Source organism: Sphingobium sp. JAI105 (genome assembly GCF_015752145.1).
Classification (GTDB): domain Bacteria; phylum Pseudomonadota; class Alphaproteobacteria; order Sphingomonadales; family Sphingomonadaceae; genus Sphingobium; species Sphingobium xenophagum.
Genome location: NZ_JADOUC010000002.1, coordinates 1,095,528 through 1,109,091, shown reverse-complemented (window position 1 = coordinate 1,109,091; position 13,564 = coordinate 1,095,528). Strand labels below are relative to the sequence as shown.

The following is a 13,564-nucleotide window of genomic DNA, read 5'->3' as shown; positions in this document are numbered from 1 at the left end:
AAACGGCACGCAAGAAGGCCGTTGAGTGTCCCATTATAGAGAGTAACTGGATAAGGCATGGCACAGCGGGAAGAATTGTCGCGTTTCCTGAAAGCCGCCCGCGCCAAGCTGGCACCGGCCGACGTTGGCCTGCCTGCGGGCGAACGCCGCCGGACGCGCGGCCTGCGGCGCGAGGAGGTGGCGACGCTCGCCGGGATGAGCGTGACTTGGTACACATGGTTCGAACAGGGTCGCGAGGTGCAATTATCCGCGCCGATGCTGGAACGACTTAGCCGCACTCTGCGCCTTAGTCCCAATGAGCGCGAATTTCTCTTCGCCCTGGCTCAGCACCGCCCGCCGCCACTGGCAACCCGCCGCGACGAGACGATCCATGCAGGCACGCAGCATCTCATGGAATCACTGTCTATTCCCGCGCTTGTGATCGTGGAGGATTGGACGGTCATTGGCTGGAACCGATTGGTCTCCCGCGCCTTCCGCGATTACAGCCAGATGCCGCGCGATCAGCGCAACCTGTTCCGTATCCTGATGCTCAATCCGCGCTATCGGGCCGATCCCGACAAGTTTCGCGACATGTGCCGCCGCCTGATCGCCCGCTTCAAATGGGATTATAGCCGCACCAGCCAGCCCGACGTCTTTGAAGGCATCATTGCCGACATGATGGATCAGTCCGAATTTTTCCGTCAATATTGGCAGGAATCGGAAATCATGGCGCATTTCGAAGATACGAACATCGCCGATATGCCCGGTGTCGGCGAAATCATGTTCCGCCATACCAGCTATGCGATCGAGGAAGCGCCGGGGCAAAGGCTATTGCTGTTCGCGCCACTGGATGATGTCAGCGCAGCGCGTCTGGCGCAGCTGGTCGCAGAGGCTGATGCGGTCTGCGCCTGATTGGATCGGCCACCAACAAGCCTCTTCTCCCGCCGTGCAATTATGCTATGGTGCCCGGCATAAGATAATTGAGAGGAAACCATGCTTTTACTGGCGCGGTGTCTGGACTGGCTTTGCCTGGCGTTTGCATCGGGCGTTCAGGATGAAATGCGCCTGAACGAGTTGATTTTGCGTGCGAAGCAGCGATCGACCGCTGCGCATGACGCAAGCGCACAATCTTTGCCACGCCGCTGAAACAGTCTTACCGACCCGCATCCTTCGCGTCGCTGATCGCAAGACGCTTTGCCGTGACCAGCGTCTGAATGACGAACAGCAGGATCAGGACGACGGAAACGATGCCGACGAACAGGTCGAACCCCGAAATCGCGCCGAACCAACCGGGCGTATAGCCGAGCGCCATCATCGCCAGCGTCATGCCGATCAGCATCAGTCGCAATTCCGTCGGTCCCGCGGACAGGTAGGACAGTTTGAACTCCCCCACCACGCGCGCGGCCAGATAGGCATGGATCGACAACAGCAGATACCCCGCCAGCGCCACCAGCGCCACGTCCATGCGGATATAGGGGCTGGCCCCCATCCCGGCCAAAATCAGCAGGGTTGCCAGCCCGTCGCAACTATGGTCGATAAAATAGCCATAGGAGGGCCGCTCGATCTTGCGAAACCGGGCCAGGCTGCCATCCATCGAATCGCCGAACCACTGCAGGACATAGCCACCAATGGCGAGCCACAGCCAATGGACTTCCAGGCTGCTGGCGGCATAGCCGGCAAAAATGGCGAAGGCTCCGATCATGCCGAGCACGGTCAAAAGATCTGGCGTCACCCATAACGGCATCCGGGCGCAAAGCCAGTTGAGGAGGCGGCGTTCGGATGCTGCCAGCACATTTTGCTGGATACGATCGATCGGTGGAGAAGATGGGCCGGAGGGCAATGTCATGGTGCCTTATGACGAACGCATGACGGTGTGACAATCACTCCGCCATTCCCGTCGTCGAAAATGACGATTATATTACGTGTTGCTGCCAGATCATGCTCAATCGAGCGCTGAAACGCACAAAAAAAGGGCCGATCCGAAGACTAGCCCGTAAAAGTTTAGGAGAGGATGCCTGAAAGGCACCCCCTATGTCCGGCAAATCACGCTTTGCTGCAAGTGCGAAAGCCTTGTTCGCGGTTGCAAAATATGCATCTGCCGTATCGGCACAGCTTTCCGTAGCGGAAGCTTTGCGCACCTTCGTTCACTGTGGATGGCGGACGAAGGCGAATCGGTCGCCGGTGCGGATTCGCCCGATACACGACTCGCGCCAAGCGGGCTTCACCTGTCATATCGGGTGTGTAGATTGGCGTGTTTGCGGCGGTGCCGATTTGCCGCCTGTCCGGATCGGAGCGAAACAATAATGCCAAATCCCGCCGATGATGCTGACCAACTATGGTGGAAGGGTGCGGTCCTCTACCAAATTTATCCGCGCAGCTTTCAGGATAGCAATGATGATGGCATTGGCGATCTGAACGGCATTACGCAGCGGCTTGATCATATTGCCCGGCTGGGGGCGGACGCGATCTGGATTTCCCCCTTCTTCCCTTCGCCGATGCGTGATTTTGGTTATGACATTGCCGATTATTGCGATGTCGATCCGATATTCGGAACGCTCGCGGATTTCGATGCGCTGGTTGCCCGCGCCCACGCTTTGGGGCTCAAGGTCACGATCGATCAGGTTTTCGCCCATAGCTCGGACCTGCATGACTGGTTCACGCAAAGCCGCGCCCGTCGCAGCGGCGACAAGGCGGACTGGTATGTCTGGGCCGATCCTCAGGCAGACGGCACCCCGCCCAACAACTGGCAGTCGGTGTTCGGTGGCCCGGCCTGGACATGGGATGCGCGGCGCGGGCAATATTATATGCACCAGTTCCTAACGAGCCAGCCGCAACTCAACGTCCACAATCCGCAAGTGCAGGATGCGCTGCTGGATGTCATGCGTTTCTGGCTGGATCGCGGCGTGGACGGCTTTCGTCTCGACGCCCTCAATCATGCGATGCACGACCCCGAATTCCGTGACAATCCTCCCGCCCCCGACGATGGTAGCCCCCGCACCCGGCCATTCGACTTTCAGATCAAACGCTACAGCCAATCGCACCCCGCCATCATTCCCTTTGTCGAGCGCATCCGGACATTGTGCAACGAATATGGCGCGATCTTCACGGTGGCCGAGGTGGGCGGGGCGCTCGCCGGGGAGGAGATGAAAGCCTATACTGCCGGGGACAAGCGTCTCAACAGCGCCTATGGCTTTACCTTCCTTTACGCGCCCGTACTCACCCCGGCGCTGGTCGCGGAAACGGTCGATCGCTGGCCCGACGAACCGGATATGGGCTGGCCAAGCTGGGCCTTCGAAAATCACGACGCGCCCCGCGCCCTGTCGCGATGGTGCGCCCCTGAAGATCGCCCGGCCTTTGCACGGATGAAGATGACGCTGCTGATGGCGCTGCGCGGCAATGCCATCCTCTATCAGGGGGAGGAGTTGGGCATCACGCAGGTCGATATTCCGTTCGAGCGATTGCAGGATCCAGAAGCCATCGCGAACTGGCCGTTGACCCTGTCGCGTGACGGCGCGCGCACACCCCTGCCATGGGCGGCCGACGCCGCGCAGGCTGGGTTTTCGGGCGTCGAACCCTGGCTGCCCCATGGCGACGATCATCTGGCGTTTGCCGTGGATCAGCAGGAAGCCGACCCTGGATCGCTACTGAACTTCACCCGCGCCGTGCTGGCGCTGCGCAAGGCCAATCCGGCTCTGCGCCATGGCGCGCTCGACATCCTCGTGGCCGACAAAGCCTGCCTGGCGTTTCGGCGGACGTGCGCCGATCAGTCTTTGCTCTGCTTGTTCAATCTGTCGCGCGAAGCGATAGCGTGGCCGGTCGATCTTGTGGGGGCGGGGCGCATCCTGATGGCCGTCAACGGGGCAGCGCCGGGCGATTTGCCACCCTATGCCGCCCTGCTGATCGAACAATGAGGTTCAGGCTGCGACAAACTGCGTGCGCAGCATGTCGTTCAACCGGCCGCTTATGATCGCTTCGGCATCACTCACGATCCGTTTGATCAGCGCGTCGCACGTCGGAATGTCGTGGATCAACCCCTGGACCTGCCCGGCCCAGATCAGCCCTGCGTCCAGATCGCCCGTTTCCAGCGCGACCCGCCCCTTTGCCCCGGATACCAGCGGTTGGATGTCCTGAAACACTGCGTCCTCGCGCAGTGAAATCTCGACGACCTGATCGGACACGCTGTTCTTGGCTACGCGCCCTGTGTTGTGGAACTTGCGGAAGATGAGGTTCGTCCCCCGCTCGTCATTATCGACCAGAAACTGCTTCACATTGTCATGGATCGGCGCTTCGAAGGTGGCGCAGAAGCGTGTTCCCATATTGATGCCGTCCGCGCCCAGCGCCAGCGCCGCGGCAAGCCCGCGCCCGTCGCCAAAACCACCGCTGGCGATCATGGGAATCGTCAGCTTGTCGGCAGCGGCGGGGATCAGGATCAGGCCTGGAATATCATCCTCGCCCGGATGCCCGGCACACTCGAACCCGTCGATCGAAATCGCGTCCACGCCCATCCGTTGCGCCGACAGGGCGTGACGCACCGCCGTGCATTTATGGACGACGATGACGCCATGCGCCTTGAAATGGTCGACATGCTCCTGCGGCTTGTGCCCGGCGGTCTCCACGATCTTCACGCCGCTATCGATGATCGCCTTGCGATATTCCGCATAGGGCGGCGGGTTGACCGACGGCAGGATGGTGAGGTTCACGCCGAACGGCTTGTCGGTCATCGTGCGGCAACGGTCGATTTCGCGGCGCAGATCGTCGGGCGTTGGCTGGGTCAGCGCGGTCAATATACCAAGGCCGCCCGCATTGGAGACCGCGGCGGCCAGTTCTGCCCGGCCAACCCACATCATCCCGCCCTGAACGATCGGATGCTCGATCCCGCACAGATCGGTAAAGCGCGTCCTGATCCCCATTACAGCGCCTCTACGATCGTCACATTGGCGACACCGCCGCCTTCGCACATCGTCTGCAGGCCATAGCGCTTGCCACGGGCCTTGAGCGCGTGGATCAGCGTGCTCATCAGCTTGGTGCCGCTCGCCCCAAGCGGATGCCCCAGTGCAATCGCGCCGCCATTGACGTTGAGCTTGGCCGGGTCCGCGCCGATCGCCTTCAGCCATGCCATCGGGATCGCCGCGAACGCCTCGTTCACCTCGAACAGGTCTATGTCGTTCAGGCTGAGGCCCGACCGCTCGAACGCGCGCCGCGTCGCCGGGATCGGTTCTTCCAGCATGATGACCGGATCGCCTGCCGTCACGGTCAGATTGACGATGCGCGCCATGGGTTTCAGGTTGAAGCGCTTGATCGCGGCTTCGCTGGCGACCAGCACGCCTGACGCGCCATCGCTCATCTGGCTGGCATTGGCAGCGGTAATCGTCCCGCCTTCCTCCAGCGTCTTGACGCTTGCCATCGCCTCCATCGTGCCACCGCGCCGGACGCCATCGTCGATGTCGAAAAGACCTTCGGGAGTCTCGACCCCGACGATCTCGGCCTTGAACGCGCCATTGTCGATCGCCGCTGCCGCCTTGGCATGGCTGGCGAGCGCATAGGCGTCCATTTCCTCTCGGGTGAAGCCATATTTGTTGGCGACCGCCTGTGCGCCGTGAAACTGGCTGAATTCAGCAACGCCATAACGGTTCTGGATGCTCTTTGGCCAGGGGCCGATACCCACGCCAGCGGCAGCGTGGAGCTTGTAATTGGACCCCATCGGCACCCGCGTCATGCTTTCCGCACCCGCCGCGATCACCAGATCCTGCGTGCCGGACATGATCGCCTGCGCGGCGAAGTGCAGCGCCTGCTGCGAAGACCCGCATTGCCGGTCGATGGTCACGGCAGGGACGCTGTCGGGGAGCTTCGATGCGAGCACGAGATTGCGGCCTAAGGCAAAGGCTTGTTCGCCCGCTTGGCTGACGCAGCCGACGATCACATCGTCAATGGCCGCGGGATCGACGCCGGTGCGATCGACCAGCGCATTGAGAATGGCCGCGCCCATATCGGCGGGATGTACGTCGATCAACCCGCCCTTGCGCGCCCTGCCCCCGGCAGTACGGACGGCTTCAACAATATAGGCTTCTGCCATGCTATCAAACTCCCCTGAAATTGGCGGTGCGTTTTGCGAGTAATGCGCTCAGCCCCTCTTCGCTTTCCGGCCCCGCCCCTGCCCTCGCCATGCTGCGCAGTTCGCGGTCCAATTGCGTCTCCAGCCCGGTCTCGAAACTGTCAGCCAGCAGCGCGCGACTGGCGGCCAGCGCTGCCATCGGAGCGTCGGCAAGCGCAACCGCTGCCTTCAATCCCTCGTCGGCCAGCGCCTCGTCGTCCACAATGCGCGTCACCAGCCCGATCGCCTCGGCCTCGTCAGCCTTGATCCGGCGGTTGGTCAGGATGATGTCCTGCGCCTTGCGCAGTCCCACCAGACGCGGCAACAGCCAACTGAGGCCACCGTCCGGCGTCAGTCCGATCGCGCCATAAGCAGCGGTGAAGTGGGCCGACCGCGCGCCGATCACGACATCGCCCAGCATGGCCAGGCTGAACCCCGCGCCAGCCGCCGGGCCGTTGACCAATGTGACCAGCGGCTTGGGCGCGCGCGCCAGTCGGGCAACGGCGGCGTGGAAGGTAGCAATCAACTCGCTCAGCACGTCCGATCGTCTGTCGCCTGCGCCGGCCAGCAACTGCACGTCGCCACCCGCACAGAATAATCGCCCATTGCCGGTCAGCACGATACAACGGATCATATCGTCGGTCTGGCACCGGATCGCCGCCGCCAGCAGCGCGCGCGCCAGTGGCAGGTCGATGGCATTGCCTGCCGCTGGCCGGTCGAGCGTGATCCGCCCGATCCCGTCGTCGACCGTAAAGGCAATCCCGTCCATTAACGCGGCGTCATGCGAATGGCGCCATCCAGCCGGATAACCTCACCATTCAGCATTGGATTGCGGACGATCGATTCGACCAGTTGAGCATATTCCGCCGGTTTGCCAAGGCGACTGGGATGGGGCACCTGCGCGCCCAGCGCATCTCGCACATGCTGTGGGAAGGTCTCCAGCATGGGGGTCAGGAAAATGCCGGGCGCGATGGTCATCACGCGGATCTTGTGCTGCGCCAGATCGCGCGCGATCGGCAGGGTCATGCCGACCACACCGCCCTTGGACGCGCTATAGGCCGCCTGGCCGATTTGCCCGTCATAGGCCGCGACGGAGGCTGTGTTGACGATCACGCCGCGCTCGCCGTCAATCTCCTCCGCCGCGGCGAGCCGGGCGGAAAATTTGGAAATGACGTTGAACGTGCCGATCAGGTTGACGGTCACGGTCTTGGCGAACGTGTCGAGCGGATGGGGCGCATTCTCCTTCCCCACCGTCTTGACCGCAGGCGCGATCCCCGCACAATTGACCAGGATGCGGGCGACGCCATGCGCTGCTTCTGCGACATCCAGTCCTGCCGCGACGCTGGCGTCATCGGCGACATTGACCCCGACATAGATGCCGCCCAATTCCGCGGCGACTGCCTTGCCCGCTTCCTCATTCAGGTCGAAGATCGCAACCTTGGCCCCCTGCGCTGCCAGCATCGTCGCCGTCGCCTTGCCAAGGCCCGAAGCGCCGCCGGTAACGATGGCTGGCAAACCATTGATATTCATAACTATACCCCCTGCTATCAGGCCAGTTCGATCGCCATCGCGGTTGCTTCGCCGCCGCCGATGCACAAGCTGGCAACGCCGCGCTTCAGCCCGCGCGTTTCCAGCGCGCCGATCAGCGTCGCGACGATGCGGGCGCCCGACGCTCCGATCGGATGACCGAGCGCCGTCGCGCCGCCATTGACGTTCAGCTTATCCGCCGGGATGCCCAATTCCTTGGCGGCGATCATCGCGACGACGGCAAAGGCTTCGTTGACCTCGAACAGGTCGACATCGTCGACCGACCAGCCTGCCTTTTCCAGCAGCTTGCGCATAGCCGGGACCGGGGCGGTGGTGAATTTGGATGGTTCATAAGCGTGTGCGGCAGTGGCCACGACGCGGGCCACGATCTTCATCCCCTGCCTGGTCGCGACGCTTTGCCGCGTCATTACCAGCGCGGCCGCACCGTCGGAAATGGACGACGCATTGGCGGCGGTGATCGTGCCATCCTTGACAAAGGCTGGCTTGAGGCCCGGTATCTTGTCCGGTCGCGCCTTGCCCGGCTGTTCGTCGGTATCGACGACCGTGTCGCCACCCCGGCCCTTGACTGTCACCGGCGTGATTTCGCGGACGAACGCCCCGCTGGCGATCGCCGCATTGGCGCGTTCGAGCGAACGGATGGCATAGTCATCCTGATCAGCGCGGGTGAACTGATAGTCGCGCACCGCTTCTTCGGCGAACACGCCCATCGCCTTGCCGGGTTCATAGGCATCTTCCAGCCCGTCCATCATCATCGTGTCGATGATCCGGTCATGACCGATCCGTGCGCCGCCGCGATGCTTGGGCAGGGCATAGGGGGCGTTGGTCATGCTCTCCATGCCGCCGGCGATCACGATATCGACAGCGCCCGATGCCAGCGCCTCATGCGCCATGATCGCGGCCTGCATGCCCGAACCGCACATCTTGTTGACGGTCGTGGCCTCCGTGTTCAGGCCAAGACCCGCGCCCAGCGCCGCCTGGCGCGCAGGCGCCTGCCCCAGACCCGCAGGCAGGACGCAGCCCATATAGATGCGATCGACCGCGTCGACCGACACGCCCGCGCGCTCGACCGCTGCCTTGACCGCCGCTGCGCCCAGTTCCGTGGCCTTGAGGGGCGACAAGACGCCCTGAAAACCGCCCATCGGCGTGCGGGCATAGCTGGCGATGACGACCGGATCGTCCTGCATATCCATTCCTTTCAAAGACTGCGCGCGATGACCATGCGCTGTATGTCCGACGTGCCTTCGTAGATCTGGCATACCCGCACATCGCGATAGATTTTGGCGACGCCATATTCTTCCAGATAGCCATAGCCACCCAGCGTCTGGAGCGCGCCCGACACGATCTGTTCGGCCGCTTCGGATGCAAACAGCTTGGCCATCGACGCTTCGGTCAGGCAGGGCTGGCCCGCATCCTTGACCCGTGCGGCGTTCAGCACCAGTTGCCGCGCGGCTTCCAGCCGGGTGGCCAGGTCTGCGAGGCGGAAGCCGACCGCCTGATGTTCCATGATCGGCTTGCCAAAGCTTTTGCGATCCTTGGCATAGGCGACCGCGATGTCGAGCGCGGCCTGCGCCATGCCGACGCATTGCGCGGCTATGCCGATGCGGCCGGTCTCCAGATTGGCGAGCGCTATGCGGTAACCTTGCCCTGGCTCACCGATCAGCAACTCATCCTCGACGAACATATCGTCGAAGCGCAGCGCGCAGGTGTCCGACGCGCCCTGCCCCATCTTATGTTCGACCTTGTCGACGCTATAGCCGGGCCGGTCGGTCGGCACGATGAATACCGACAGGCCCTTCTTGCCTGCGTCCGGGTCCGTCACAGCGACCAGCATGACCACGCCTGCTATCTTGCCCGACGTGATGAACTGCTTGGCGCCGGTGATGCGCCAACCGCCATCGACCTTGACCGCGCGGGTGCGCACTGCCGAGGCGTCCGATCCGGCATCCGCTTCGGTCAGGGCAAAGGCGCCGATCGTCCGCCCGCCGATCAGATCAGGCAGGAAGCGCGCTTTCTGCGTCTCGCTGCCATCCTTGAGCAGGCCGGAAACCAGGATGCTGTTCTGGATCGACACGATGGTGGACAATGCCCCGTCCGCCGCCGCCAGTTCGATCAGCGCCAGCGCGTAGGATACGGCGTCGGCGTCCGCACCGTCAAAGCATTCCGGTGCGGTCATGCCCCACAGGCCCAGTCCTGCCATCTCTTCGAACAGAGCAGACGGATAGCCGCCCTCCGCCTCGAAACGGGCGCTATGCGGCCGGATCGCGTCCTGCGCGAAGCTGCGCACCGTGTCGCGGATGGCTGTCTGGATTTCGGTCAGCATAAAACCCGATCGTCTCTTATATACTCACGGGTATATTGATTATCGACCGGTTTCTTGTCAAGAGAAACGGGTAAGGAGACCAGCTTGCCCCGACCGAACGCCGCACCATCCCCCTTCCGATCGCGCGAGGAGCGCGAACGCGATCGTGAGGAGAAGCGCGAAGCCGTGCTGCGGGCCGCGGTGCGGATGTTCAACGCGCGCGGTTTTCACGCCACCTCACTCGACGACGTGGCCGCGAGCCTGGGGATCAGCAAGCCGACCATCTACCATTATCTGGGCAATAAGGAGCAGGTGCTGATCGAGTGCGTGACGCGCGGTCTGCAATTGCTGAGCGCTGCCGCGGATACGGCGCGCGCGCAGCCCGGCGACGGCCTTGCCAGGTTGCGCAGCGTCCTGCGCCGCTATGCACTGGTGATGATGGACGATTTTGGTCGCTGCGTCGTGCGCACTGGCGACGAATTTCTTTCCGCTGAGGGTGCGGCGCTGTTCCGCGCGCGCAAGCGGGCGATCGATCTGTCGATGCGCGCGCTGATCGAAGATGGCATCGCCGATGGTTCGATCGCGCCTTTAGACGTGCGCATGACCGCCTTCACTTTGGCGGGCGCGCTCAATTGGCCGGGGCGCTGGCATGATCCGGATGGGCCGCTCAGCGCCGAGCAGGTCGCCGATTCGATGGTCGATATATTGATCAGCGGCCTCGCCCCACGGGCCTGATCAGTCAGGGGCGAACAGGGCGCGCACCGCATCTGGCACCCGCTGCGCGCGCAAACCACCGGGGCGGGTCGTATCCGCTATGGTCCATACGCGCTTTTCGGTGCATTCCACGCACAGCCTGCCATTGAGTGACAGGCGGTGCGCGACGGTGAAGCTGCTATTGCCGAAGATGGGCGCGTCCGCTTCCACCAGCACATCGTCGCCATAGGCGGTCGGCACGAAAAAGCGCGCCGATACGTCCACCATCGGGAAGCCCGCAAAGGGCATGGTCGCCAGCATCTCACGCTTTTTGGGCAACCCGGCCTGTTCGAACAGCAGCATGGTGCTTTGGCCGAAAATGTCGAAATAGCGCGGGGCGTGAACGATGCCGGCGGGGTCGCAATGGCCCCATTCGATGCGGACGGTCCGCTGGAGAAATGCTGTCACGCGATGATGGTCTTTCCTTGCAAAATGGTCTTTTCCGCCATGTCCTGCGCCGATGGCGGTTCTGGCACCAGCAGTCCGCGCTGCACCGCAGGGCGTTTGGCGATCCGGTCATACCAGCGCAAAAGATGGGGAAATCCGTCTATCTCCACCCCGGCCCAATCATGGCCGCGTACCCAGGGGAAGCAGGCAATGTCGGCAATGGAATAATCGCCGACCAGATAGTCGCGGGTCGCCAGTTGCGTGTCCAGAACGCCCAACAATCGTTGGCTTTCGCGGGTGTAGCGATCGATCACGGACGGCAGCTTTTCTTCGAAATAGCGGTTGAATACCGTTGCCTGCCCCATCATCGGGCCAAGCCCCGACATCTGCCACATCACCCACTGGATCACCTGACTGCGCGCCTGTGCATCTGCGGGAATGAAGCGGTCATATTTTTCCGCCAGATACAGCAGGATCGCACCCGACTCAAAAACAGCGAAATCGCCCGCCTCATGATCGATCAGCGTCGGGATGCGACCATTGGGGTTGAGCGCGATATACCAGTCCTGCTTCTGCACTCGGTCAGTCAGCGCAATCGGCGTTACCGTGTAAGGAACGCCCAGTTCCTCCAGCAGGATCGAGACCTTCCAGCCATTGGGTGTCTCTGACGTCAGCAATTCGAGCATCCGCTTCTCTCCCCGGCGGGATCTTTGCCCGCTCGTGCATCACCCAAGCAAAGCGCGGCCGTCCCGGCAAGGCGAGTGGCGGCGCTATCATTGGCAGTGACAGGTTGCGGCCACCGCCAGCCCGCCGGGTAGCGCTACTGATAGTATAGACAGACGACTTGCGGGCGCTGGCCCGCCCCTGCACCACGGGCAGCGAAAGCGCACAGACGCTGCACATCACAAGGTGAGGAAGTCCGCCATGTTGACGCTCTACAGCTTCGGTCCGGCTGCCAATTCGATGAAACCGCTGCTAACGCTTTATGAAAAGGGGCTGGAGTTCACGCCCCGCTTCGTCGATCCGACCCGGTTCGAGCATCATGAGGATTGGTTCAAAGCGATCAATCCACGCGGTCAGGTGCCCGCGCTCGACCATGACGGGCATATCATCACCGAATCGACAGTGATCTGCGAATATCTGGAGGACGCATTCCCCGATGCCCCCCGGCTGCGCCCGGCCGACCCGGTAGGGATCGCGGAGATGCGCGTCTGGACCAAATGGGTGGACGAATATTTCTGCTGGTGCGTATCCACCATTGGCTGGGAACGGATGATCGGCCCAATGGCGCGCAAGTTGAGCGATGAGGAATTTGAGGAGAAGCTGAAGCATATCCCGATACCGGAGCAGCAGGCCAAATGGCGCAATGCACGCGCAGGATTCCCGCAGGCGGTGCTGGACGAGGAAATGCGCAAGATTCGCGTCTCGATCGACCGGCTGGAGAAACGCCTGGCGCAAAGCCCCTGGCTGGCGGGCGCCGAATATACGCTGGCCGATATCTGCAATTTCGCGATCGCGAACGGGATGCAATTTGGTCATGCCGATATCGTTAACGGGCAAGCCACGCCGCATCTGCTTGCCTGGATCGAGCGGATCAACGCCCGCCCGGCCACGCAGGCGATGTTCGCCAGATCGCAAACGGAAATGCCGCCGCGCCCGGCCATGTCGGCGGCGTGACGGCCATGGCATGGTGTGACGAACCGCCCGGCGGCCAACTACGCATGTATCATATTCCCGGCTGCCCCTTTTCCGAGCGGATAGAGTTGTTGCTCGACCTGAAAGGGCTGCACGACATCATGGTCGACCATGAGATCGACATATCGCTAGCCCGCCCCGACTGGCTGCTCGCCAAGACGCGCGGCACGACGTCGCTGCCCGCGCTGGAACTGGAAAATGGCGAAACGCTGAAGGAAAGCATGGTCATCATGCGCTATTTCGAAGATCGCTTCCCCGATCCTGCGGTGGCGCGGCGCGACCCGTATGAACATGCCGTCGAGGCGATGCTGTGCGCGACTGACGGGCAGTTTACGGGGGCAGGATACCGCATGATCCTGAACCGCGATCGGGAAAAGCGCGACGCATATCAGGCCGAAGTCGATGCGCAATATGCGCGGCTGAACGATTTTCTGCGCCATTATGCGCCCGACAGCGACTATCTGTTCGACAGGTTTGGCTGGGCAGAGGTCGCCTTCACGCCCATGTTCAAACGGTTATGGTTTCTCGACTATTATGAAGCCTATGAGATCCCGCAGCACCTGACCCGATTGTTACGCTGGCGCGAAGCCTGCCTGTCGCACCCCGTTGCGCAACGCCATCATGGCCATGATGAGTTGATGACGCTCTATTATGACTATGCACAGGGTGGCGGCAACGGGCGCCTGCCGGAAGGCCGCCGCATCTCCAGCTTCACGCTCGATCCGCCCTGGACCAACCGCCCCATGCCGCCGCGCGACAAATGGGGAAAGCCCGCCACTGATGCCGACCTTGGCCTTCTTCACGCATAAGGA

14 protein-coding genes are annotated in these 13,564 nt (G+C 62.4%); 5 read left to right on the top strand and 9 right to left on the bottom strand.

Annotated features, from left to right (window positions below):
- The first annotated feature begins 57 nt into the window (after positions 1-57).
- Complete coding sequence (locus IWY39_RS22485; RefSeq protein ID WP_107124590.1) at positions 58-891, top strand: helix-turn-helix transcriptional regulator; 834 nt, start codon at positions 58-60, stop codon at positions 889-891.
- Positions 892-1,132: 241 nt separating this feature from the next.
- On the opposite strand, the gene IWY39_RS22480 is transcribed toward IWY39_RS22485, so the two are convergent.
- Positions 1,133-1,825, bottom strand: a complete 693-nt coding sequence (locus tag IWY39_RS22480; protein WP_026149547.1) for a CDP-alcohol phosphatidyltransferase family protein — start codon at positions 1,823-1,825, stop codon at positions 1,133-1,135.
- 457 nt (positions 1,826-2,282) lie between these two features.
- Here IWY39_RS22480 and IWY39_RS22475 point away from each other — a divergent pair, with 457 nt between their 5' ends.
- The gene (locus IWY39_RS22475; RefSeq protein WP_107124589.1) at positions 2,283-3,890 is read left to right on the top strand and encodes an alpha-amylase family glycosyl hydrolase; all 1,608 of its coding nucleotides are present in this window, start codon (positions 2,283-2,285) and stop codon (positions 3,888-3,890) included.
- Between the two features lie 3 nt (positions 3,891-3,893).
- Here IWY39_RS22475 and IWY39_RS22470 read toward each other — a convergent pair whose 3' ends face one another.
- Genes IWY39_RS22470 through IWY39_RS22445 form a run of 6 tightly spaced genes read right to left on the bottom strand, consistent with a single transcriptional unit; the run spans position 3,894 to position 9,938 of the window.
- Positions 3,894-4,889 carry an NAD(P)H-dependent flavin oxidoreductase gene (locus IWY39_RS22470; protein ID WP_107124588.1) on the bottom strand — a complete coding sequence of 332 codons (996 nt, stop codon included), beginning with the start codon at positions 4,887-4,889 and terminating at the stop codon, positions 3,894-3,896.
- A complete protein-coding gene (locus tag IWY39_RS22465; protein ID WP_107124587.1) occupies positions 4,889-6,052 on the bottom strand; it encodes an acetyl-CoA C-acetyltransferase in 1,164 nt (387 codons plus the stop codon). Before IWY39_RS22465 ends, IWY39_RS22470 begins: the two co-directional genes overlap by 1 nt.
- A gap of 4 nt (positions 6,053-6,056) precedes the next feature.
- Positions 6,057-6,839, bottom strand: coding sequence for an enoyl-CoA hydratase/isomerase family protein (locus IWY39_RS22460; RefSeq protein ID WP_107124586.1), 783 nt, complete (start codon positions 6,837-6,839; stop codon positions 6,057-6,059).
- The gene (locus tag IWY39_RS22455) at positions 6,839-7,600 is read right to left on the bottom strand and encodes a 3-hydroxyacyl-CoA dehydrogenase (RefSeq protein WP_107124585.1); all 762 of its coding nucleotides are present in this window, start codon (positions 7,598-7,600) and stop codon (positions 6,839-6,841) included. The genes IWY39_RS22460 and IWY39_RS22455 overlap by 1 nt, the downstream gene beginning before the upstream one ends.
- A gap of 17 nt (positions 7,601-7,617) precedes the next feature.
- Complete coding sequence (locus tag IWY39_RS22450; protein WP_107124692.1) at positions 7,618-8,802, bottom strand: acetyl-CoA C-acyltransferase; 1,185 nt, start codon at positions 8,800-8,802, stop codon at positions 7,618-7,620.
- 11 nt (positions 8,803-8,813) lie between these two features.
- Positions 8,814-9,938: an acyl-CoA dehydrogenase family protein gene (locus IWY39_RS22445; RefSeq protein WP_107124584.1), complete on the bottom strand. Its 1,125-nt coding sequence runs from the start codon at positions 9,936-9,938 to the stop codon at positions 8,814-8,816.
- An 84-nt stretch (positions 9,939-10,022) separates the two neighbouring features.
- On the opposite strand from IWY39_RS22445, the gene IWY39_RS22440 reads away from it, so the two are divergent.
- A complete protein-coding gene (locus tag IWY39_RS22440; RefSeq protein WP_107124583.1) occupies positions 10,023-10,652 on the top strand; it encodes a TetR/AcrR family transcriptional regulator in 630 nt (209 codons plus the stop codon).
- Here IWY39_RS22440 and IWY39_RS22435 read toward each other — a convergent pair whose 3' ends face one another.
- Positions 10,653-11,078, bottom strand: coding sequence for an acyl-CoA thioesterase (locus IWY39_RS22435; RefSeq protein WP_107124582.1), 426 nt, complete (start codon positions 11,076-11,078; stop codon positions 10,653-10,655).
- Complete coding sequence (locus IWY39_RS22430) at positions 11,075-11,743, bottom strand: glutathione S-transferase family protein (RefSeq protein WP_107124581.1); 669 nt, start codon at positions 11,741-11,743, stop codon at positions 11,075-11,077. Before IWY39_RS22430 ends, IWY39_RS22435 begins: the two co-directional genes overlap by 4 nt.
- Before the next feature lie 238 nt (positions 11,744-11,981).
- On the opposite strand from IWY39_RS22430, the gene IWY39_RS22425 reads away from it, so the two are divergent.
- Positions 11,982-12,734, top strand: a complete 753-nt coding sequence (locus IWY39_RS22425) for a glutathione S-transferase family protein (RefSeq protein WP_107124580.1) — start codon at positions 11,982-11,984, stop codon at positions 12,732-12,734.
- Positions 12,735-12,739: 5 nt separating this feature from the next.
- Positions 12,740-13,561, top strand: coding sequence for a glutathione S-transferase family protein (locus tag IWY39_RS22420; RefSeq protein WP_229380632.1), 822 nt, complete (start codon positions 12,740-12,742; stop codon positions 13,559-13,561).
- Positions 13,562-13,564 lie beyond the last annotated feature (3 nt).

Excerpts from the sequence above, each read along its gene's own strand:
- IWY39_RS22485 (WP_107124590.1), top strand. The coding sequence starts at position 58 with ATGGCACAGCGGGAAGAATTGTCGCGTTTCCTGAAAGCCGCCCGCGCC.
- IWY39_RS22480 (WP_026149547.1), bottom strand. The coding sequence starts at position 1,825 with ATGACATTGCCCTCCGGCCCATCTTCTCCACCGATCGATCGTATCCAG.
- IWY39_RS22475 (WP_107124589.1), top strand. The coding sequence starts at position 2,283 with ATGCCAAATCCCGCCGATGATGCTGACCAACTATGGTGGAAGGGTGCG.
- IWY39_RS22470 (WP_107124588.1), bottom strand. The coding sequence starts at position 4,889 with ATGGGGATCAGGACGCGCTTTACCGATCTGTGCGGGATCGAGCATCCG.
- IWY39_RS22465 (WP_107124587.1), bottom strand. The coding sequence starts at position 6,052 with ATGGCAGAAGCCTATATTGTTGAAGCCGTCCGTACTGCCGGGGGCAGG.
- IWY39_RS22460 (WP_107124586.1), bottom strand. The coding sequence starts at position 6,839 with ATGGACGGGATTGCCTTTACGGTCGACGACGGGATCGGGCGGATCACG.
- IWY39_RS22455 (WP_107124585.1), bottom strand. The coding sequence starts at position 7,600 with ATGAATATCAATGGTTTGCCAGCCATCGTTACCGGCGGCGCTTCGGGC.
- IWY39_RS22450 (WP_107124692.1), bottom strand. The coding sequence starts at position 8,802 with ATGCAGGACGATCCGGTCGTCATCGCCAGCTATGCCCGCACGCCGATG.
- IWY39_RS22445 (WP_107124584.1), bottom strand. The coding sequence starts at position 9,938 with ATGCTGACCGAAATCCAGACAGCCATCCGCGACACGGTGCGCAGCTTC.
- IWY39_RS22430 (WP_107124581.1), bottom strand. The coding sequence starts at position 11,743 with ATGCTCGAATTGCTGACGTCAGAGACACCCAATGGCTGGAAGGTCTCG.
- IWY39_RS22425 (WP_107124580.1), top strand. The coding sequence starts at position 11,982 with ATGTTGACGCTCTACAGCTTCGGTCCGGCTGCCAATTCGATGAAACCG.
- IWY39_RS22420 (WP_229380632.1), top strand. The coding sequence starts at position 12,740 with ATGGCATGGTGTGACGAACCGCCCGGCGGCCAACTACGCATGTATCAT.